The sequence below is a fragment of the Collinsella aerofaciens genome, from assembly GCF_040920445.1.
In the GTDB taxonomy this organism is placed as follows: Bacteria; Actinomycetota; Coriobacteriia; order Coriobacteriales; family Coriobacteriaceae; genus Collinsella; species Collinsella aerofaciens_BH.
The window spans coordinates 14,069-34,091 of sequence record NZ_JBCOTQ010000015.1 but is presented as its reverse complement, the minus strand read 5'-3'; the positions used below and the strand labels follow the sequence as shown (position 1 = coordinate 34,091).

General features: G+C 66.0%; 19 protein-coding genes. 14 read left to right on the top strand and 5 right to left on the bottom strand.

What is annotated here, in order from left to right:
- The first annotated feature begins 1 nt into the window (after position 1).
- From AB5405_RS03925 to cobK, 14 genes are read left to right on the top strand one after another with little or no spacing between them, the layout of a single operon-like run.
- Positions 2-1,093 carry a cobalt-precorrin 5A hydrolase gene (locus AB5405_RS03925; RefSeq protein ID WP_368137670.1) on the top strand — a complete coding sequence of 364 codons (1,092 nt, stop codon included), beginning with the start codon at positions 2-4 and terminating at the stop codon, positions 1,091-1,093.
- Positions 1,093-1,836: a precorrin-3B C(17)-methyltransferase gene (cobJ, locus tag AB5405_RS03920; protein ID WP_368137669.1), complete on the top strand. Its 744-nt coding sequence runs from the start codon at positions 1,093-1,095 to the stop codon at positions 1,834-1,836. The genes AB5405_RS03925 and cobJ overlap by 1 nt, the downstream gene beginning before the upstream one ends.
- Positions 1,824-3,173: a precorrin-6y C5,15-methyltransferase (decarboxylating) subunit CbiE gene (cbiE, locus tag AB5405_RS03915; protein WP_368137668.1), complete on the top strand. Its 1,350-nt coding sequence runs from the start codon at positions 1,824-1,826 to the stop codon at positions 3,171-3,173. The genes cobJ and cbiE overlap by 13 nt, the downstream gene beginning before the upstream one ends.
- Positions 3,170-4,552, top strand: a complete 1,383-nt coding sequence (locus AB5405_RS03910) for a cobyrinic acid a,c-diamide synthase CobB (RefSeq protein WP_368137667.1) — start codon at positions 3,170-3,172, stop codon at positions 4,550-4,552. Before cbiE ends, AB5405_RS03910 begins: the two co-directional genes overlap by 4 nt.
- Positions 4,545-5,687, top strand: a complete 1,143-nt coding sequence (locus AB5405_RS03905) for a nicotinate-nucleotide--dimethylbenzimidazole phosphoribosyltransferase (protein WP_195444366.1) — start codon at positions 4,545-4,547, stop codon at positions 5,685-5,687. The genes AB5405_RS03910 and AB5405_RS03905 overlap by 8 nt, the downstream gene beginning before the upstream one ends.
- Positions 5,684-6,232 (top strand): bifunctional adenosylcobinamide kinase/adenosylcobinamide-phosphate guanylyltransferase, encoded by a 549-nt coding sequence (locus AB5405_RS03900; RefSeq protein WP_368137666.1) that lies wholly within the window; start codon positions 5,684-5,686, stop codon positions 6,230-6,232. The genes AB5405_RS03905 and AB5405_RS03900 overlap by 4 nt, the downstream gene beginning before the upstream one ends.
- Entirely contained in the window at positions 6,229-6,996 is a 768-nt protein-coding gene (gene cobS, locus AB5405_RS03895; RefSeq protein ID WP_368137665.1) for an adenosylcobinamide-GDP ribazoletransferase, read from the top strand. The genes AB5405_RS03900 and cobS overlap by 4 nt, the downstream gene beginning before the upstream one ends.
- A complete protein-coding gene (locus tag AB5405_RS03890; protein WP_368137664.1) occupies positions 6,993-7,994 on the top strand; it encodes a histidine phosphatase family protein in 1,002 nt (333 codons plus the stop codon). Before cobS ends, AB5405_RS03890 begins: the two co-directional genes overlap by 4 nt.
- Positions 7,994-8,968: an adenosylcobinamide-phosphate synthase CbiB gene (cbiB, locus tag AB5405_RS03885; RefSeq protein WP_368137677.1), complete on the top strand. Its 975-nt coding sequence runs from the start codon at positions 7,994-7,996 to the stop codon at positions 8,966-8,968. The genes AB5405_RS03890 and cbiB overlap by 1 nt, the downstream gene beginning before the upstream one ends.
- Entirely contained in the window at positions 8,965-10,173 is a 1,209-nt protein-coding gene (locus AB5405_RS03880) for a pyridoxal phosphate-dependent aminotransferase (protein WP_368137663.1), read from the top strand. The genes cbiB and AB5405_RS03880 overlap by 4 nt, the downstream gene beginning before the upstream one ends.
- Positions 10,166-11,665 (top strand): cobyric acid synthase, encoded by a 1,500-nt coding sequence (locus AB5405_RS03875; protein WP_368137662.1) that lies wholly within the window; start codon positions 10,166-10,168, stop codon positions 11,663-11,665. Before AB5405_RS03880 ends, AB5405_RS03875 begins: the two co-directional genes overlap by 8 nt.
- Positions 11,662-12,177, top strand: a complete 516-nt coding sequence (locus tag AB5405_RS03870) for a cob(I)yrinic acid a,c-diamide adenosyltransferase (RefSeq protein WP_368137661.1) — start codon at positions 11,662-11,664, stop codon at positions 12,175-12,177. Before AB5405_RS03875 ends, AB5405_RS03870 begins: the two co-directional genes overlap by 4 nt.
- Entirely contained in the window at positions 12,178-12,819 is a 642-nt protein-coding gene (locus tag AB5405_RS03865; protein ID WP_368137660.1) for a precorrin-8X methylmutase, read from the top strand.
- Positions 12,816-13,589, top strand: coding sequence for a precorrin-6A reductase (gene cobK / locus AB5405_RS03860; RefSeq protein ID WP_368137659.1), 774 nt, complete (start codon positions 12,816-12,818; stop codon positions 13,587-13,589). The genes AB5405_RS03865 and cobK overlap by 4 nt, the downstream gene beginning before the upstream one ends.
- A 211-nt stretch (positions 13,590-13,800) precedes the next feature.
- Here the strand turns inward: cobK and AB5405_RS03855 are convergent, their stop codons facing one another.
- The 5 genes from AB5405_RS03855 to sdaAA all read right to left on the bottom strand — a co-directional run.
- Entirely contained in the window at positions 13,801-15,015 is a 1,215-nt protein-coding gene (locus AB5405_RS03855; protein WP_368137658.1) for an ABC transporter permease, read from the bottom strand.
- Positions 15,012-15,785 (bottom strand): ABC transporter ATP-binding protein, encoded by a 774-nt coding sequence (locus AB5405_RS03850; protein ID WP_368137657.1) that lies wholly within the window; start codon positions 15,783-15,785, stop codon positions 15,012-15,014. The genes AB5405_RS03855 and AB5405_RS03850 overlap by 4 nt, the downstream gene beginning before the upstream one ends.
- On the bottom strand, positions 15,785-17,221 hold the full coding sequence (locus AB5405_RS03845) for an efflux RND transporter periplasmic adaptor subunit (protein WP_368137656.1): 1,437 nt from the start codon (positions 17,219-17,221) through the stop codon (positions 15,785-15,787). The genes AB5405_RS03850 and AB5405_RS03845 overlap by 1 nt, the downstream gene beginning before the upstream one ends.
- A 132-nt stretch (positions 17,222-17,353) precedes the next feature.
- Positions 17,354-19,087 (bottom strand): L,D-transpeptidase, encoded by a 1,734-nt coding sequence (locus tag AB5405_RS03840; protein WP_368137655.1) that lies wholly within the window; start codon positions 19,085-19,087, stop codon positions 17,354-17,356.
- 149 nt (positions 19,088-19,236) lie between these two features.
- The coding region (gene sdaAA, locus AB5405_RS03835) for an L-serine ammonia-lyase, iron-sulfur-dependent, subunit alpha (protein WP_368137654.1) at positions 19,237-20,023 on the bottom strand (787 nt) is incomplete at its 5' end.

Below are 20,023 nucleotides of genomic sequence, written 5' to 3'. Positions count from 1 at the left end.
GTTGGCGGAGCGCACCGCACGCGCGCTTTCCGATTGCGCGCAGACAGGTGAAGATGACCTTGGCTGGGACGTTTCCGTTTCGCGCGGGTTCGGCGAGGGGAAGGCTGACCTGCGCGCATGGACGGCGCTCGCGTGGGAAGCGTCGGACGCGCTTCTGTTCGTGGGCGCGGCGGGCATCGCCGTGCGGGCGATCGCGCCGCATGTCGCCTCGAAGGCAACCGATCCCGCGGTTGCGGTGATCGACGAGGCGGGGCGCTTTGCCGTCCCGCTTTTGTCGGGGCATTTGGGCGGTGCGAACGAGCTTGCGCAAACTGTGGCACGCGCGGCAGGGGCCATCCCCGTCATCACCACGGCGACCGACGTCCGCGGCGTGTGGGCGGTGGATACGTGGGCGCGCTGTGCGGGGCTCGCCGTTTCGAATCCCGAGGCTATCAAGCGAGTGTCGGCGCGGCTGCTTTCGGGCGGGCGCGTGGCGCTCTATTCCGACATGCCTATTTCGGGACAGCCGCCTGAGGGGGTTGACATTGCGTCCGACCGCGCTCGGGCCGATATCGTCGTGTCACCGTTCGCTGGCGCGAATGCAGGTGCGTCCGTTCGCGCGGCGGAGACAACGGGCGAGGTCGTGCCCGCCGGTGAGACGGGGAAGCCGGCGGGTGTGCGGGCGCAGACGCCTGCGCCCGAGCCGCTTCGCCTTGTCGTGCCCTGCATCGTTGCGGGCATAGGGTGTCGTCGCGGTGCGTGCTCCGAAGCGATCGGGGAGGCGTTTCTTCTCGCGTGCGGGCAGGCGGGCATCTCGCCTTCGGCCGTGCGCGAGGCGGCGACGATCGACGTGAAGGCGCACGAGGAGGGTCTGCTCGCCTTCTGCCGCGCGCGCAATATCCCGCTTGCGACGTATTCCGCAGAGGAGTTGTCGCAGGTCGAAGGCAGCGTTTCGCCATCTGATTTCGTGCGCGCGACGGTGGGGGTCGACAACGTGTGCGAGCGCGCGGCGCTCGCGGACGGGGGCAAACTTATCTTCCCGAAGCTCGCTCACGGCGGCGTGACTGTCGCGTTTTCCAAGGTAACTATCGAACTTTCGTTTAAGGAGCGGTGATGGGAAAGCTCTTCGTGGTGGGGATCGGCCCGGGCGGCCCCGACGGCATGACGATTGCGGCTCGGCGCGCGCTCGAGGCGGCCGACATCGTTGTGGGGTACACGAAATACGTGGAGCTCGCGCTCGCCGCCGTGCCCGACGCGGCGCATCTCGCGACGCCGATGATGCACGAGGTCGAACGGTGCCGCCTGGCGCTTTCGCGCGCGCAGAGCGGAGAAGCCGTGGCGCTCGTGTGCAGCGGTGACGCGGGCGTGTACGGCATGTCGAGCCCCGTGCTGGAGCTTGCGGAGGACTACCCCGATGTAGACGTGGAAGTTATCGCCGGGGCCACCGCGGCTCAGAGCGGGTCGGCGGTGCTCGGCGCCCCGCTTGCCCACGACTTCGCGGTCGTGTCGCTCTCCGACCTGCTCACGCCATGGGAGGTCATTGAGCGTAGGCTCGCCGCCGTGGCGAGCGCCGACTTCTGCATCTGTTTGTACAACCCGCGCAGCAGAAAGCGCGCCGACAGGCTCTCACGCGCGGCGAAGATTATGCTCGAATGGAAGGCCCCCGACACGCTCTGCGGCTGGGTACGCAACATCGGGCGCGAGGGGCAGCAGTCGGGCATGTGCAGGCTCTCCGAGCTGGGGGAGATCGACGCCGACATGTTCACCACCGTGTTCGTCGGCAACGCGGACACGAAGCTCGTAGACGGCCGTATGGTCACGCCGCGCGGGTATCGGGAGATTCCATGCGAAAGGTAACGATCATCGGGGCGGGGCCCGGAAACCCCGACTTGCTCTCGCGCGCGGCGCTCGACGCGATCGACATCGCCGACGTGGTCATCGGCGCTCATCGCGCGCTTGCCGGCATCGACGTGCCGCCCGACGTGGTGAGATGCGAGCTCGTGAAGACGGCGGACATCGTCGCCGCGCTCACCGATGCGGCGTCGTGGCAGCGCGCCGTGGTCGTGATGACGGGCGATGTGGGGCTGTTCAGCGGCGCGCGCCGCCTGGTAGAGGCGCTTTCCGGCGACGCGCAGGTGGACGTGCGCGTCATTCCCGGCATAAGCTCAGCGTCGAATCTCGCCGCGCGCCTCGCGCGTCCATGGCAGGATTGGCGCTTTGCGAGCGCTCACGGTGTGGCGTGCGACATCGTGGCCGAGGCCGAGCGCGCAGGTGAGCTCTTCCTCGTCACGTCGGGCGGGGAAGACCCCTCGCGGCTTTCCGGCGAGCTTGTGCAGGCGGGCTTCGGGGACGCGCGCGTGACGGTGGCCGAGCGCCTGTCGTACCCCGACGAGCGCATCACCTGTGCGACCGCAAGTGAAATCGCAGGTCAGACGTTCGACGACTTGAACGTGATGCTTATCGATTTCGCAGGCGGCGCCGGGTCGCCTGCGGGCTCTAGCGCAGCCTCCGAGGCGCCGGCCGGCGCGTCTGCGCCCGCGGCGGCTTCTTCCGCGGTGGACTCTGCGGGCGCATCCCGCGCCGCGAGCTCCCGCTGGCCGTACGCTTCCTCGGGCATTCCCGACGAGCTCTTCATCCGCGGTGACGTTCCCATGACCAAGCAGGAGGTGCGAGCCGTCGCGCTCGCGAAGCTGCGCCTTACCGCGACCGACACCGTGTGGGACGTCGGCGCCGGCACGGGGAGCGTGTCGATCGAGGCAGCGCTCGTCGCGCGAGCGGGGTCGGTATGGGCGGTCGAGCGCAACGCGGCCGGCGTGCGGCTCATCCGAGAGAACGCGGATGCATTCGGGTGCGGCAACGTGCATGCGGTCCCCGGTGTCGCTCCCGAAGCGCTCGCGAAACTGCCTGTCCCCGACGCCGTGTTCGTCGGCGGGAGCGCGGGCGAGCTTCCCTTCATCGTGGAGGCGGCGCTCGAGAAGAACTCGCAGGTTCGCCTGTGCGTGCCATGCGTCACCGTTGAGACGCTCACCGAGGCGTGCGCGCTCCTCTCGGGTTCGCGCTTTAAGGGGTTCGAGGCGTGCCAGGTGTCGGCCGCCCGCGCCGAGGCTGTAGGCTCGCACCATCTTATGAAGGCGCAAAACCCCGTGTTCCTCGTCAGCGCGCGTGGTGCAGGTGGGGAAGGCGACGTCCGGTGAGCACGACCATCCCGCGCTTCATGGTCGCTGCGCCCTCGAGCGGGAGCGGCAAAACGGTCGTTACGTGCGCGCTCCTGCGCGCGCTCGCGCGCCGCGGCCTTGCATGCGCGGCCTTCAAATGCGGCCCCGACTACATCGATCCGCTCTTTCATCGCCGCGTCGTGGGTGCGCGCTCGGGCAATTTAGACGGCTTCTTCACCGACGCCCCGACGCTGCGCGCCCTGCTCGCACGCGGCGCCGCGGGCGCGGATGTCGCGGTGCTCGAGGGGGTTATGGGCTTCTACGACGGCATGGCGCCCGGCGTGGCCGACGCGAGCAGCTACCAGGTTGCGCGCGACACGGAAACGCCGGTCGTTTTAGTGGTGAACGGGCGCGGGGCGTCTTTATCGCTCGCCGCCGTAATCCACGGCATCGCCGAGTTCCTGCCTTGTGCGAACGTGCGCGGCGTCGTGCTGAACAAGACGAGCGCCGCTGCCTGCGCCTACGCGGCGCCTGCGATCGAGAAGCACACGGGCGTCGCGGTTTTGGGGAATATCCCCGCCGACGAGGCGTTCTCGCTCGAAAGCCGGCATCTGGGGCTTGTGACCGCCGACGAGGTCGAGCAGCTCTCCGCGCGCATCGACAAGATGGCCGAGCTGGTGGAAAAGAGCGTCGACGTCGACCGCTTGCTCGAAATAGCTGCGACGGCACCCGATATCCGCGAGGAACCTTACCGGTTGGAGCCGATCGCGGGAGCGCGGCCCATCGTCGGCGTCGCGCGTGACGAGGCGTTCTCGTTCTACTACGAGGAGAACCTGCGCGCGCTCGAGGACCTGGGTTGCGAGCTGGCCTTTTTCAGCCCCCTGTGTGATAGCGAATTGCCCCGGGGGACTAGCGCCCTCTATCTGGGGGGCGGCTACCCGGAGCTCCATGCGCGGCAGCTCTCCGAGAACGCGCCGATGCGCGAAGCGGTGCGGCGCGCGGTGGAATCCGGCATGCCGACGGTCGCCGAATGCGGTGGGTTTCTGTACCTGCAGCGCGAAATCGCCGATAGCGAGGGGCGGCGCTGGCCTGTTGCGGGCGCCCTTGAGGGCGCAAGCGAGAACGGGGGAAGGCTGTCCCATTTCGGGTACGTGGAGCTCATTTCCCAACGCGACGGGCTCTACGGGCCGCGCGGCACACGCATCCGCGCGCACGAGTTCCACTACTGGCAGTCCACCTGCCCGGGCGGCGACTTCTGGGCGCAGAAGCCCCGGCGCGACAAGGGCTGGCCTTGCATGACGACCACCCCGTCCCTGGTTGCGGGCTTCCCGCATGTGTACTATCCTGCGAACCCCGACGTTGCGCGCACGTTCGCGTCTGCCGCAGCGTCGTTCGCAGAGAGGAGACGGCATGGCTGAAGCAACCGAAACCGCGCTTGCCTGCATCCGCGAGGAAGTCGAGCGCGCGTTCTCGTCGGCGCCGGGCGCCGTGCTCGAAGCCGCGCTCTCCCGGATCGCGCCCGCAGACGAGTGCGCCCGCGCCGCCGCGTACGCCGCGTGGGACTCCATCGCGCACCCCTTGGGGGGATTGGGCGACTTTGAAGACGCCGTCGCGTGTATCGCCGCAGCTCAGGGGAGCGCCGAGGTTGCCGAGTTTCCCCGTGCGCTCGCGGTATTCTTCTCCGACAACGGGGTCGTTGCCGAAGGCGTGTCGCAAAGCGGACAAGACGTGACGCGAGCCGTCGCGCGCAACATGTGCGAGGGAGCCACGAGCGCCTGCCGCATGGCGGCGTTCGCGGGTGCCGAGGTCGTGCCCGTCGACGTGGGTATGGCCCGGGGCATAGAAGACGCGCGCATGGTGCGCGCGAACGTGCGGCGGGGGAGCGGCAACATCGCGCACGGCTCCGCCATGTCTCGCGATGGGGCCGTGCGCGCGATCGAGGTCGGAATCGCCGTCGCGTGCGGGCTTGCCCGCGCCGGCGTGCGCCTTCTCGCCGCGGGCGAGATGGGCATAGGCAACACGACTACCTCGGCGGCGGTGGCCGCAGTGCTCATCCGGGCGGACGCGCGGAGCCTCGTCGGGCGCGGCGCGGGGCTCTCGGACGCCTCGCTCGCGCGCAAGCGCGACGTGGTCGAGCGCGCTATCGATGCGAACTCGCCCGATCCCGCCGACCCGATCGACGTGCTCTCGAAGGTGGGCGGCTTCGACATCGCGGCGATGTGCGGCTTCTACCTGGGGGCCGCGGCCTCGAAGGCGCCGGCGCTCCTCGACGGGGTCATATCCTGCACGGCGGCCCTGTGCGCGGCGCGCCTGTGCCCCAACGCCTTGGGGTACCTTGTGGGCACCCACGCATCAAGCGAACCCGCAAGCCAGGAGCTCCTTCGCGAGCTCGGCATAAAGGCACCCCTCGTCGCAGGCATGCACTTGGGCGAGGGCGCGGGCGCCATGGCGTATCTGCCCCTTCTGGATTCGGCGCTGCGCGTGTACCGGGATGGGAAGACGTTCACGGCGACTGGTATGGCTGCTTACGAGCATTTCGAGGCCGGGAAATGACGGTGACGCTCGTTATCGGCGCCGCCGCGAGCGGCAAGAGCGCCTACGCCGAGTCCCTGTGCCTTGGGCACGACGGCCCTCGCGTGTACCTGGCAACGATGGAGCCCTTCGGGGAAGAGGGCGCCCGCCGCATCGCGCGCCATCGGGAGCTGCGCGAGGGCAAGGAGTTTTCCACCCTTGAACGCACGCGTGACGTGGGCGCAGCAGTGTCCGGGCTTCCGCGCGGCTGCACGCTTCTTTTGGAGGACGTGGGCAACCTGGTTGCGAACGAGCTTTTCGCGGAAGGCGGCTTGTCCCCACGTGACCCCGACGCCGCGGCGCGCGAGGTGCTCGGAGGCATCGAACGGCTCGCTCAGGCCGCTGCGTATACGGTGGTGGTCTCCGTCGACGTGTTCGCCGATGGGATGCGCTACGATGAGGGGACCGAGGCATGGAGGCGCGCGCTCGCGCGCGTGAACGCGGGCGTGGCGGCGCTGGCCGACCGCGCCGTCGAAGTGGTATGCGGGATTCCCGTGTGGATGAAAGGCGAAGGACCTACAAGGTGAAGATAGTAGAGGCAATCGGCGCGGCGTTCGGAACGTTCTCGCGCATCCCCGTCCCGAAATCGGCCTGGACCGATTTCGGGTCAACCCATGCGCTTGCCGCGTTTCCCCTGGTGGGCCTTGCGGAAGGCTTCCTCATGACGGCGTGGGGACACGTTGCGAACCTGCTCGGCGTGCCCGCGACCATCGTCGCGGCCGTGCTCGTGGCGCTGCCTGTGGCGGTGACGGGAGGCATCCACCTAGACGGGCTCTGCGACACCTCCGATGCGCTTGCAAGTTGGGCCCCGCGCGAGCGAAAGCTCGAGATCATGCACGACCCGCGGGCGGGCGCCTTCGGGGTCATCGGTGTTGTTGTGTACCTTATTCTGCAGTTTTCCCTTTTCACCGCGCTGCCGCTTACGGCGGGGGCGTTCCTTGCGCTTCTGTGCTCGCTCGTGTTCTCCCGCTCGCTTTCGGGGCTCGCCGTTGAATGCTGGCCTGCCGCGCGGGCGGACGGCATGGCCGCGGGGCTCTCGCCTGCTAAGAATCGCGCGGCGATCGTCGTGCCGCTTTGCGCTTTCGCTGCGGCTTCGGCCGCAGGGATGGTCGCGTGCGCTCAGGCCGTCGGCGCCCTTATGGCGGTGGCGGGGCTTTTGGCGCTCGCGTGGTACCACCATGTTGCCCTGTCCCGCTTCGGCGGGGTGACGGGGGATTTGGCCGGATGGTTTCTGCAATGGGCCGAGCTCGCGATGCTTGCCATGCTGGTGGCGGGGGGCATGCTCCTATGATGCTCGTGGTAGGTGGCGCGCATTCGGAGAAGAGGACCTTCGTGCGCGAAAAGCTCGGGTTTGCGGCGGACGATTTCGTCGACGCGTCGCGGTTTGCGGAGGGCGGCGTGCCCGCGGCTTTTGCCGGCCGCGTCGCGTACCGTGCTGAGGAACTCGTACGCGCGCTCGACGCTGACCGGGCGCTCGAGCGGCTGATCGGCTTCGACGTAGTGATTCTGTCCTTGGTCGGCTCGGGGGTCGTCCCTATGCGTGCGGAAGACGCCCAATGGCGCGAGCGCGCGGGGCGCCTGGGATGCGCGCTCGCTGCGCGCGCCGACGTCGTCGTGCGCATGACGTGCGGGATACCCCAGGTCATCAAAGGAAACCTTGCCGATGCGCCTCGAGGGACGCAGGGCGCGGGCGCGCCTTTGGAAGTCGTCTTCGTGCGCCATGGTGCCACGGCGGGCACGGAAGACCATCGCTACAGCGGGGCGGGCACCGACGAGCCCCTGTCGAGCGCGGGCGAGCGCGCTTTGCGCGACCTCGCGTGCTGTCGTGACGTGTTCCGTGTTATCACGAGCGGCATGGCCCGCACCGACCAGACGGCGCGCATCCTCTTTCCGAACGCGGAGCTTATGGCGTGCCCCGGTCTGCGCGAGATGGATTTCGGCGACTTCGAGGGGCGAAGCGCCGCCGAGCTTAAAGAGGATGCGCGCTACCGCGCCTGGGTAGACTCCTGGTGCGAGACGCGCTGCCCGCATGGCGAGGGCAAGAGCGATTTCACCCGCCGCGTCGTCGCGGCGTTTCGGGAGGCGTGCGAATCGGAGCGCGCCCAGGGGAGTGGGCGCGCCGTCTTCGTCGTTCACGCGGGTACCGTGAAAGCGCTGCTCTCCGAGCTAGCTGTCCCGAAAATGGGATATTTCGACGTGCATACCGAGCCGGGCGGCGCATGGGCCGCCACCTGGGATGGGCGCTGCCTTCGCGACGTTCGCCCCGCTTCGGGGGGCGATGCCCGGTGATGACGATTCTTGCCGTCGCCGCCGGGTTCGCGGCCGACCTTGCCTTCGGCGACCCGCGCTGGCTTCCCCATCCCGTCGTCGCCATGGGGCGCGCGATCACGTGGGCCGAAGGCCGCCTGCGGGGCGCATTCCCGCAAACGTCCGCGGGCACGCGCGCCGCAGGGCTTGTGCTCGCCATGGCGCTTCCGCTTACGTGTGGGCTTTTGACCTGGGGAATCCTGCATCTTTGCGGCATGGTTCACCCCGGCTTGCGCTTCGTGGCCGAGGCATGGGCGAGCTATCAGATTCTCGCGGCATGCGAGCTGCGCCGCCAGAGCCTGGCCGTGGCCCGCGCGTTCTCGAAGAGCGGCCTTGTCGCGGCGCGCGAAGCCGTCGGGCTCATCGTGGGACGCGACACGTCTGTTCTCGACGAGCAAGGCGTCGCGCGCGCCGCTGTGGAAACGGTGGCGGAGAACGCGAGCGACGGCGTCATCGCGCCGCTGTTCTACCTTATGATCGGGGGTGCGCCCTTGGGCATGGCGTACAAGGCGGTGAACACGCTCGACAGCATGGTGGGCTACAAAAACGAGCGCTACATCGACTTCGGCTGCGCCTCGGCGCGCCTCGACGATGCGGTGAACTGGATTCCCTCGCGCTTATCGGCCCTGCTCATGATCGCCGTGTGCCCGATCGTCGGGCTCGACGCGCGCGGGGCGGCGCGCATCTGGCGCCGCGACAGGCGTCGCCATGCGAGCCCCAACTCGGCGCAGACTGAGTCAGCATGTGCGGGCGCGCTCGGGCTGCGCCTGGCAGGACCCGCGGTGTATTTCGGCAAGCTCGTTGAGAAACCGACGATAGGCGACGCGTCCCGCGAAATCGAGTGGGGCGACATCGCCCGGGCGACAAGGCTCATGCTCGCCGCGTCCGTATGCGCGCTCGTCGTCTTCGGCGCCGCGCGCGCGGCGGTCGTGCTCGCCGTGGGGGCGATGTCATGAGGGAAGACCACGCTGCGTCCCGGGCTGCCGGGGGAATCCTGCGCGCCCGTACGCATGGGGGCAGTGCGCAATCGCTTGGCATCGCTTGCGAAGGGGGCGCCTCCGACTTCATCGATTTCTCGGTGAACGTGAATCCGGCAGGCCCCTCGCCGCGCGCTGTCGCCGCAGCCTGCAAGGCGCTTTCTCGAATCGACGCCTACCCCGATAGGGAAAGCCTCGCCCTTGTTCGCGCCCTATCGCGCGCCCAGGGCATTCCCGAAGATACTATCGTCTGCGGCGCGGGCGCGTCCGACATCATCTGGCGGCTCGCTGCGGCGGTGCGCCCGAAACGCATCGTCGTGTGCGCGCCGACGTTCTCTGAATATGCGGAGGCGGCATCGTACTACGGCGCATGCGTGCAGGAGTTCCCGCTTTCCGAAGCGGACGACTTCGACGTGCCCGCCTCCTTCGCCCGCGCGATCGAGGGGCCGGGAGACGTGGCGTACCTCTGCAATCCGAACAACCCGACGGGGCGCCTCGTCGACCACCGCGTGATCGATGCGGCGGCTTGCCGCTGCGAGCAGGTGGGCGCGCTGCTCGTCGTGGACGAGTGCTTCCTCGGATTTGCGCCCGACGCCCGTGAAAGGAGCGTGGCCGCACGCGCCGCGTGTTCGCGCCATGTGGCCGTGCTCTCCGCGTTCACCAAGCTCTACGGAATGGCGGGGTTACGGCTGGGATATCTGATCAGCGGAAACGCCCAACTCATCGAGGGGATTCGCCAGGCGGGGCAGGCGTGGCCCGTCTCCTCGGTCGCCGAGGCTGCGGGCATCGCCGCCCTGGAAGACGTCGAATACGTCTCGCGCACGCGCGATGTATTGGCGGGCGAGCGAGCGTGGCTTTCCCACGAGCTCTCCTCGCTCGGACTTTCCGTCGTGCCGTCGGATGCGAACTTCCTTTTAGTCCGCACGCCGGCGAAAGACATCCCCGAGCGCCTGTATAAGCAGGGGGTTTTGGTCCGCACGTGCGACTCGTTTTCGGTACTGTCCCGTTCCTGGTGCCGCGTCGCGGTGCGCACGCGCAAGGAGAACGCCCGGCTTGCGATGGCGTTCAGCCGCGCGCTTCGGGCGGAAGGCGCTTCGGGCGAAGGCGAACCCGACGAACGGGGCGGCGCTATGGCGGGCGCGGATGGCCGAGGCTCGGCGAAGGAGGTCGATACCCGTGGGTAGGGCGAAGCCCATCATGATCCAGGGCACCATGTCGAACGCGGGGAAGAGCCTGCTTGCGGCGGGGCTGTGCCGTGTGCTTTCGCAGGACGGCCTGCGCGTGGCTCCCTTCAAGAGCCAGAACATGGCGCTCAACAGCGGTGTCACGGCCGACGGGCTCGAGATGGGGCGCGCCCAGATCATGCAGGCCGAGGCGTGCGGCATCGCGCCCGACGTGCGCATGAACCCCATCCTGCTCAAGCCCGAAAGCGATCACCGAAGCCAGCTCATCGTGGCCGGCAAGGCGCAGGGAGCCTTCGCCGCGAGGGACTACTTCGCGCGAAAGAAGGCGCTCATGCCGCAGATTTTGGAGGCGTTCGATTCGCTCGCGGAGGAAAACGACGTCATCGTCATCGAGGGCGCCGGCAGCCCCGTCGAAATCAACCTTGCCGAAAACGACATCGTCAACATGGGGCTCGCGCGCGCCGTGTCCTCCCCCGTGCTGCTCGCGGGCGACATCGACCCAGGCGGGGTGTTTGCCCAGCTCTACGGCACGGTCGCGCTCCTTGCGCCCGAGGATCGCGCGCTTTTGCGGGGGCTTGTGGTAAACAAGTTCCGCGGCGATGTGGAAATCCTGCGCCCGGGTTTGGCCCCGCTCGAGAAGATGTGCGGGGTTCCCGTCGTGGGGGTCGTGCCGTATCTTACGCTCGACCTGGACGACGAGGACTCGCTCGCGCCGCGCCTATCTGCCCGCGAGGCGCGCGGCGTCATCGACGTCGCCGTCGTGCGCCTTCCGCATCTGTCGAACTTCACCGACTTCGACCCGCTTTCGCGCGTGCCCGGTGTGGGCGTGCGCTACGTTTCCTCTACGACCGATCTGGGCCGACCCGACCTGGTGGTGCTCCCCGGCTCGAAGACCACGCTCGACGACGCGCGCTGGCTTGCGGCTAGCGGCATCGGAGCCTGTGTACGCGCGCTTTCGGGCGCGGGCACGCCGGTGCTCGGCATATGCGGAGGCTACCAGCTTTTGGGAGACGAGCTTTCCGATCCGCACGGCAGGGAAGGCGCTGGCACCGCGCGCGGGCTCGGGCTCATCCCTGCAAGTACGGTGTTCAAGGAGGAAAAGCGCCTCGCCCAGTCGGAGCTGCGCATCACGGGCGCCCAAGGCGCGTTCTCGGTGTGGAACGGCATGACGGCGCGCGGGTACGAGATTCACGACGGCGAAACGACCGTCTCCTGCGCCCCTGCGGGCACGATTGGCGGCAAACCAGAAGGCGCGGCCTGCGGAAACGTGTTCGGAACCTATCTCCACGGCCTGTTCGACGAACCGGGGGTGGCGCTCGCCCTCGCGTGCTCGCTCGCGCGCATGCGCGGTCTGCCCGAAAGCGTCGTGGGTGCTGCGGGCGCGGCGTCCGCAGCCGATCATCGTGCGCGCGAGTTCGACCGCCTGGCCGACTCCGTGCGCGGGGCGCTCGACATGGAGTATGTCTACCGCATTATCGAGGAGGGCGTATGATCCACGTGTATCATGGCAACGGTAAAGGCAAGACCACGGCGGCGATGGGCCTCGCCCTTCGCATGCTCGCCGCAGGCCGCCGCGTCGTCGTCGTGCAGTTCCTGAAAGACGGCGAAAGCGGGGAGGCGCGCCTGCTCGCCGAGCATTTCGGCGTGCCCGTGTTCGCGGGGAAGGCGTCGGACAAGTTTACCTGGTCGATGACGTCGGAAGAACTTGCCGCGACGCGCGAGCTGCACGATGGGAACCTCGCTTCCGCGCTCGCCGAGCTCGGGGGCGCGCAGGAGGGGCTGCTCGTGCTTGACGAGGCGCTCGACGCGCTTTCGAAGGGGCTTGTCGACGAGGCGCTCGTGGACCGCGCGCTCGATATGTCCGCGCGCGGCGTCGAAGTAGCGCTCACCGGGCGCGCGCCTTCCCGCAAGATCGTGGAGAAGGCCGACTACATAACCGAGATGCGGTGCGAGAAACACCCCTACGAGCAGGGGATATGTGCAAGGGAAGGAGTGGAGTACTAGATGGATTCCAAGGAGATGGCGCCCGGCGACATCGAGCGGCGCAGCTTTGAGATCATCACCGAAGAGCTCGGCGGCCGCACGTTCCCGCCGCTCGAAGAGCCCGTCGTGAAGCGCGTCATCCACACCACTGCCGACTTCTCGTACGCCGATTCCCTCGTGTTCACCCATGACGCCGCGCACTGTGCGCTCGGCGCACTGCGCGCAGGGGCCACGGTGCTCACCGACACGAACATGGCGCTCGCAGGCATAAGCAAGCCCGCGCTCGCGAAGCTCGGCTGCAAGGCCGTGTGCTACATGGCCGACCCTGATGTCGCCGTGGCTGCGCGCGCCGCGGGCACGACTCGCGCCGTTGCGAGCATGGACAAAGCTTGCGGCATCGAGGGTCCGCTCATCGTGGCCGTCGGCAACGCTCCCACAGCACTTCTGCGCCTCGCCGAGCTCATGGATGCGGGGAAGATCGCGCCCGCGCTCGTCGTTGGGGTGCCGGTCGGGTTCGTGAACGTGGTCGAGGCGAAAGAGGAGCTACTCGCGCGACGCGTGCCGGCCATCGTCGCGAGGGGCCGCAAGGGCGGTTCGACCGTGGCGGCCGCCATTATGAACGCGCTGCTCTACCAGATCACGCGCCCAGGCGGCCCGAAGTGACGGCGCCCGCATCCGCGCCGGCGCTGCGCATCTTCGCCGGCACCACCGAGGGCCGCCTTCTGTGCGAATGGGCGAGCGGGGCGGGCATCCCCGCCCGTGCCTACGCGGCAACCGAGTACGGAGGTGAGCTTTTGGGCGAGCTTCCGGGCATCGAGGTGCATGCGGGCAGGCTCGACGAGGCCGACATGGAGCGCGAGCTTTCCGGCGCGCGCATCGTCGTCGATGCCACGCATCCCTTTGCTACGCTCGCAAGCGGCAACATCCGGGCCGCTTCGCTCGCCGTGGGTGCACGTTGCCTGCGCCTTGCGCGCCCGGCCGAGGCGCTGCCCAAAGGCGTCGTGCCGGTCGCGTCAATCGCCTGCGCGGCGCGCTTTCTCTCCGAGAACCCGGGTCGCGCGCTTCTCACGACGGGGAGCAAGGAGCTTGCTCCCTACACGCGTGTCGCCGATTTCGCCGAGCGCTTCTTCGTGCGTGTGCTCCCGCTGCCCGGTGCTATAACGAAGTGCATCGACGCGGGGTTTTCGCCGTCGCACGTCATCGGCATGCAGGGGCCCTTCACCCGCGAGCTCAACGAGGCGATGCTTCGGCAGGTGGGCGCCCAGTGGCTTGTGACCAAGGACTCGGGAACCGTAGGCGGCACGGCCGAGAAGCTCGCCGCCGCGCGCGACGCGGGAGCGCGCTGCATCGTGGTCACCCGTCCCGCCGAGGGAGGCGGGGCCCTTTCGCTTTGGGAAGTGGAAGACGCGCTCTTACGGGAGTTCGCGCGCTAGGCGCTCGCCGCGCCTGCGCGCCCTCCCGCCCGCGAGGAGGAGCGCCCCGAGCAAGCTCGAACCGTACAAGACCGTCATCCGCCAAAAGCTCGAGGACGACGCCCGGAACTGGCGCAAGCAGCCCTTCAATAAGTTGCGGTGAAATAGTGTCTGTTTTTGCTGCTAGATAGCATATTTAGTCCCTAATTCACCGCAACTTGTTGGTGGTTGCTTACTGATAGCGGAGGCACTCGACTGGGTCGAGCTTTGCGGCGCGGCGGGCGGGGTAGAAGCCAAAGATTACGCCGATGCCGACCGATACGGCAAACGCGATCAACACGGTCGTAATGGAGAAGCTTGGCGTGATTGTCCCGGTGGCTCCAAACTCGCTCATGATGCCCGAGCTTGCGGCAAAGAACGTGAGTCCCCATGCCAGCAGATAGCCAATCAGGACACCTAGCAGTCCGCCGGTCACGCACAACGCCGAGGGCTCGGCCAAAAACTGGGCGGTGATATCGCGACGACTGGCGCCCAGAGCGCGGCGGATGCCGATCTCGCGGATGCGCTCAGTCACGTTGGTGAGCATCATGTTCATAATGCCGATACCGCCGACAAGCAGCGAGATGCTGGCGACAGCACCCATGATGAGTGAGAACGCGCCCATAAAGGAGTTGAGCGCATCGATGGCGCTTTTCATGGAGGTCGCCGATACACTGTCGTACTCATCATCCTCCGCGATGCCCTTCATCGTGCACACCTTGGACTCGATGGTCTTACAAAGCTCGTCCATGTCTGTGCCCTCGGCGGCAAGTGCCGTCACGCTGGGGAATGAGGGATTCTCGTCGCCAAACAGATCTGAGATGGTTTCGCGTGGCATATACAGCGTGAGAGAGCCCATGGAGTCGCTGCCGCCATCAATCACGCCGACAATCTGCACCTCGCCGTTGGACACCTTGATGGTTTTCCCCAGCGCATCCTGTTCGTTGCCGTACAGCTGATCGGCGCCGCCGCGGCTGATGAGCGCCACGCGCGAGCCTGATTGGGATTCGGCCTGGGAATAGGTACGCCCCGCAACGAGCTTGCTGGCCCCCACGGCTTCAAGCATGTCACTATCGACACCCTGTGCCATGACGGTATAGCTTTTATTGCCGGTCTTGTACTCGGTATACGCGCTGTCGACAATTCCGATCTGCTCTATCTGCGGCAACAGTTTTTGAAGCTTCTCGATGTCTGACTCGGTGAGTTCTTGCGACGAATAGATTTGCACCATGCGTGCCGCATTGAGGCCCAGGCTGTTGACCAAGCAGTTTTGGATGCCGCCGATGAGCGAAGTCATGGCGATAACCGAGGCGATGCCGATGACAATACCCAGGATGGTGAGCAGGCTGCGCCCCTTGTTGGCCTCGAGCGAGTGAAGGGCTTCCTGGATGAGGTCGCGGGCGCTCATGCCATTTCTCCTTTCGGCGGGTTGGCGGAGGCGGAAATCATGGGCAGACTATCTACGGCGCCACGCAGGGTCCGCGGTGCATGTGGAATATACGCGCCGTCGTGAATGCGACCGTCGCGGATGGTCACGGCACGGTCGACCTCGGCGGCGATGCCGGGGTCGTGTGTGATAAGCACGATGGTTTTGCCGCGCTTCTGGAGCTTATGGAAGGTCTCCATCACAAGCGCTCCGGTAGCGGAGTCCAGGTTTCCCGTTGGCTCATCGGCCAGGATGATGGGCGGGTCATTGACGAGGGCGCGCGCGATTGCGACACGCTGCATCTGGCCGCCCGAGAGCTCGGATATGCGGTGGTCCCAGTGGTCGACGGGCAGCGTGACGGCCTGCAGCGCGTGCACGGCGCGCATTTCGCGCTGGCTACGGGGCACATTGGTGTAGGCCAGCGGCAGCATCACGTTTTCGATAACCGACAGGCGCGGCAGCAGGTTGAAGCTCTGAAAGACAAAGCCAATGCTCAGAGCGCGAACTTCGGTGAGCTCGTCATCGTCAAGCTCGGCCACGTTGAGCCCTTGCAGGTAATAGTCGCCCGCCGTCGGCTTATCCAGACAGCCTAGGATGTTCATGAGCGTTGATTTTCCCGAGCCCGAGGGGCCGGTAATGGCGACGAACTCGCCGGGATCTACCGCCAGGCTCACGTTATGCAGGATGTGGGCGCAACCTGCCTCGCTCTCAAAGATGCGGTGCACGTTGCGGATGTCGATAACGGGACGCATTACATGCCCTCGTCGGCAGACATACTGCCCGAATCCGCGCCGTAGCCGCCGTCAGCCGTTGCGTCCGCTCCGGTGTCCATGACGAGGGTGTCGCCATCGCGCAGCTTGGTAACCGGCACGTTGGGATTGATCTCGTTGCCCTGGTCGTCGCGCTTGACCTGTGTCTTGCCGACTACGGCTTCGTTGTCGTTTTGCGTCACGACGGTCACCTTTACGCGACGGGTTTGCTTGCCCTCGTCATCAGTCGCCACGTTGACGTAATAGTGTTCGCCGTCTTCGGTCATGAGTGCCATCGTCGGCACCATTACCACGTCGTCGAGCTGCTCGGTCACCACCGATACCTCGGCCGTCATGCCCGGCTTCAGGCGCGCGTCGGGCGCCTCGATGAGAATGTCGACGTTAAAGGTTACGCTGCCGCCGCCTCCGTTGGCGGCGTCGGAGTTTGCCACCGACGCGATAGCCGTGACGGTGCCCTGGCTCACGATATCGGGAAACGCGGGATACGTGACGTTGGCGCTCTGCCCAACAGCGATCTTGGCGATGTCCTTTTCGCCCACCTGCACGGTCACCTTCATCTTAGATAGGTCGGCGATCTGCATGCACTGCTTGCCGCCACTCGTATCGCTTTCGCCCATGATCATGCCGCCTGTTACCGTGGCGCCCACTTTGGCATTGAGCTCCACGATGCTACCCGAGCTCGGGGCCGTGACCGTGCGACTGGAGGCCTTGGCGTTCGCCTGGTCGAGGTTTGCCTGGGCTGATGCGAGGCTGCGCTGCGCGGCCGATACGGCGTTCGTGTCCGCTGATGCGGCGGAGACGCCAGCCGCTGCGGAAGCTCCCTCGACGTCCGTCGTTGGGGTGGCCTGCGCGGCAGCTGCGGCTTTCTGCGCGTTGGCGAGGTCTTCCTGAGCGGCTGCAACTGCACGTTGCGCCTCGGCAACGTTGCGATCGAGCTCGTCGTTTTTAATGGTCATAAGCACGTCGCCCTCGTTGACGGATTGGCCTGCCTGCACGTTGATAGAATCGACCGTGCCGTCGACAGAAGGGGAGACCACTGAGGACGAAATGGGTTTGAGCTGGCCTTTTGCCTCGACCGTTGTGGTAAACGTGCCCTCGGTCACCATGTCGGTCACCGGCCCGTTGTTGCCTGCGGGCCGTGCGTTGATGGCTAAGGTCACGACAACGGCGATGAGCACAATGGCGGCCACGACGCCGGCCGCAATGCCGCGTCGGATGAGCTTTTTGCGTCGACGTTCGGCACGTTTTGCCTTGAGCTTGGCATATGCCTCTTCATCGGAAATCTCGGCCGTATCGTTCGTGCGTCCGTTCTGCTTATCGGCATGTACGTTTGTAATCAGAGGAATCGTTTCGGTGGCACCTTCGGGCGTGTTCTCGTTATCATCCGGGCCCGGGGTGATGGTGGGGACATTCGGCATAGCGTCTCCTTTATAGAAAGAACCTCGATAATTATATGCGCCCACCGGTTGGGGCGGGCGCATGGGACGGTTTCTTTCGGAACTGTTAGATTGGTCGCAGCAGCTCCATGTTGTAGGAATGCGCGCGTTGCACTACGAGTGGACAACCACGCACAGGCCGACTTTGATGCAATCGTGCAGTGCCTTTGCATCGGCCAGGCGCAGGTTGATGCAGCCGTGGCTGCCGCACCACTTGTACGACTCGGCATTATCAAAGCTCTTGTCGTTTTGCCAGGTGGCATCGTGGAAGCCGATCATATTGCCCTCGAACGGCATCCAGTAGCTCACCGGGCTCTCGTATTTGGGCTTACCGGTCTCGGGGTCCTTGGCTCCGATCAGGGTGCTGCCGCCGTCGTTGCTGTTGATCTGCCACACGCCCTCGGGGGTGGCGTCTTCGCCCGGTTTGCCGGAAATAAAGTTGGCCTCCCACACGATATTGGCGTTCTCGTCATAGTAGCGCGCGTGCTGCTCGGACAGGTCGACGTCGATGTATGCCTTCCAGTCGGGCTCTCCCTTTGCGGTAAAGGTGTCGGCCTTCTGGGAGTACTTGATCTCGATCTCGCCGGTCTGCTTGTTGTTAATGGCGTCCTCGACCTGCTTGGCGAGCGAGCTGCTGTTGATGGACCAACCAAAGTCACCGCCTTCGACGGCGCACTGCTTGCCATCGGCGCGCGTCCACCAGCGAGTGGAGCCCACGGTATTAAAGCCGTTAGCGAGCTCGGCTGCCCAGCTACTGATCTGCGACGTATCGAGCGTGGGGTTGGCCGGATCGGCAAAGCTGATCCACTGCAACACGGAGCTGCCGTCGACCTTTCCGGCATCCTCGCCGTTGAGCTTGAGGGTCACGTTGACGCCCAGGAAGTTGTTGGCGGCATCGCATGCGGCCTGAATCTGATCATCGGACAGCGTTCCATTGAGCGGTTCATAGGCATCGTTGCCGAGCTTGGAAAGATCTACGGTCTCGGCCAGCGAGGCAAGCTCGAGCTCGGCATATTTAATGACATGCTCGCGGTTGAGTTTTTCGTTGGAGCGCGCCTTCTCGACGGTAAACTTGCCGGCCTGCTCGTCATAGGAGCTATTTGCCTCGAACGTGCCCGAACGGCCCTCGTTAAACTCGTCGATAGCGGCGCCCAGGTCCTCCTCAAACTTCTTTTGGTCAAAGGTATCGGAGAGCATGGACAGGTCGACGTCTTGATCAAGATCGACTTTGTTGGAGGTAGCAGTTGTTTTGGTCTTGCCGCTTAAGGATTCCACAAGGCGGACCGGCCAAATAAAGGCTTCGTTGTGGCTGATAATCTCTTTTGCGGCAGCTTCGCCATCGACGATGGGCTCATCGGACTCGGGCTGATAGGTCCAGCTAAAGTCATCGCCTGTCACGGTGAGCTTATAGTGCTTCCATGCCGAGTTGACCTTGGTGGCGGCAGACGAAGCGTTGGAGAACGAGACGTCGACGCCGGCAATGGTGGTGTTGGGGTAAGCTAGCTGCGAAAACGCTACGATGCCTACGGTATAGACAATGATGATTAGACCCAGGACGACAAAGAGCGTCGTCTTTTTGCCCGATTTATTGTTGACGGCGGACTTGCGCGCGGGGCCGCGATCGCCTCGAGCGTGCGTGGGGGGCTGCTTGGGCGCATTGCCGTTTGCCTGGCGCTGCTGACGTTGTTGACGCTGCTGTCGCTGTTGGTTCGGACGTTGGGGCGCGTTTGCCGCACCACGCTGCTGACCGTGGCTCGGCGCGATAGGACGCGGTGACTGAACGCCGCCGGTGTGCCTGCTCGGCTGCTGCGGATCGGGAATCAGTTGAGTTCGATCGTTTTGCGACATCGTATGCATATCCTTCGATTTTCGCCTTGCGGTTCATCGTGTTTTTACTGGGCTTGCATTATAGCGATTGCCCTGCTGTTTGTGGTACGGAAACGGTGGCATTCAAAAGAGGTGGGACATTTGTCCCACCTTTGAGTCATTCTTTGCCGTTATTCGCACACGCCGCATTTTGCACAGGCCGAAAGTGCGGCCGGAGCCTGCGCGATGCCGCCCTTTGCCGTCTCGCGCAGCGTGGCCGGCAACGCGTGACCCACCGAAAGCATGACATGTGCCATCTGGTCAAACGGCACCAAGCTCTTAATGCCTGCGAGGGCGAGTTGTGCCGAGCTAAAGGCCGCTGCCACGCCAATGGCGTTGCGGTTTTGGCAGGGCACTTCCACGAGGCCACCGACGGGGTCGCAAACGAGGCCCAGCAGGTTACTCAGCGCGATGGAACTGGCGTCGAGAGCCTGCTCGGGCGTGCCGCCGAGCATCTGCACCAGCGCGGCGGCTGCCATGGCGGCGGCGCTTCCGACCTCGGCTTGGCAGCCGCCCTCGGCGCCGGCAACGCAGGCGCTTGTGGTGAGGTTGAGGCCGATGGCGGCTGCGCAGTAGAGCGCGTCCATGACCTGCTCGTCGTCGAGCTGCAGACGATCGGCGAGCGCCAGCACGCAGCCGGGCACAACACCCGCGGATCCTGCCGTCGGAGCTGCGACGATCACACCCATCGTGGCGGAGCGCTCGAGCACGGCCATGGCGCGGGCCACGGCGTCGGTCTGAACGGGGCCCATCAGGCTTGCACTCAAATCGTTGCGGCTGGTGGCTTCGACGAGCTTGGCCTCGCCGCCGATAAGCCCGCCGAGCGAACGCTGCGGATTGGCGAGGGGGGCCATGGTCTCCTCGCGCATAACCTCGAGCACGCGGCGCATGGCGGCGACGGCGTGCGCCTCACCGGTC

Bases quoted from the DNA above. Each gene is read 5' to 3' on its own strand.
- AB5405_RS03850 (WP_368137657.1), bottom strand. From the start codon at position 15,785: ATGCGTCCCGTTATCGACATCCGCAACGTGCACCGCATCTTTGAGAGC.
- AB5405_RS03905 (WP_195444366.1), top strand. From the start codon at position 4,545: ATGGCTGAAGCAACCGAAACCGCGCTTGCCTGCATCCGCGAGGAAGTC.
- AB5405_RS03855 (WP_368137658.1), bottom strand. From the start codon at position 15,015: ATGAGCGCCCGCGACCTCATCCAGGAAGCCCTTCACTCGCTCGAGGCC.
- AB5405_RS03840 (WP_368137655.1), bottom strand. From the start codon at position 19,087: ATGTCGCAAAACGATCGAACTCAACTGATTCCCGATCCGCAGCAGCCG.
- cbiB (WP_368137677.1), top strand. From the start codon at position 7,994: ATGACGATTCTTGCCGTCGCCGCCGGGTTCGCGGCCGACCTTGCCTTC.
- AB5405_RS03900 (WP_368137666.1), top strand. From the start codon at position 5,684: ATGACGGTGACGCTCGTTATCGGCGCCGCCGCGAGCGGCAAGAGCGCC.
- AB5405_RS03870 (WP_368137661.1), top strand. From the start codon at position 11,662: ATGATCCACGTGTATCATGGCAACGGTAAAGGCAAGACCACGGCGGCG.
- cobJ (WP_368137669.1), top strand. From the start codon at position 1,093: ATGGGAAAGCTCTTCGTGGTGGGGATCGGCCCGGGCGGCCCCGACGGC.
- AB5405_RS03880 (WP_368137663.1), top strand. From the start codon at position 8,965: ATGAGGGAAGACCACGCTGCGTCCCGGGCTGCCGGGGGAATCCTGCGC.
- AB5405_RS03890 (WP_368137664.1), top strand. From the start codon at position 6,993: ATGATGCTCGTGGTAGGTGGCGCGCATTCGGAGAAGAGGACCTTCGTG.
- cbiE (WP_368137668.1), top strand. From the start codon at position 1,824: ATGCGAAAGGTAACGATCATCGGGGCGGGGCCCGGAAACCCCGACTTG.
- AB5405_RS03845 (WP_368137656.1), bottom strand. From the start codon at position 17,221: ATGCCGAATGTCCCCACCATCACCCCGGGCCCGGATGATAACGAGAAC.
- AB5405_RS03865 (WP_368137660.1), top strand. From the start codon at position 12,178: ATGGATTCCAAGGAGATGGCGCCCGGCGACATCGAGCGGCGCAGCTTT.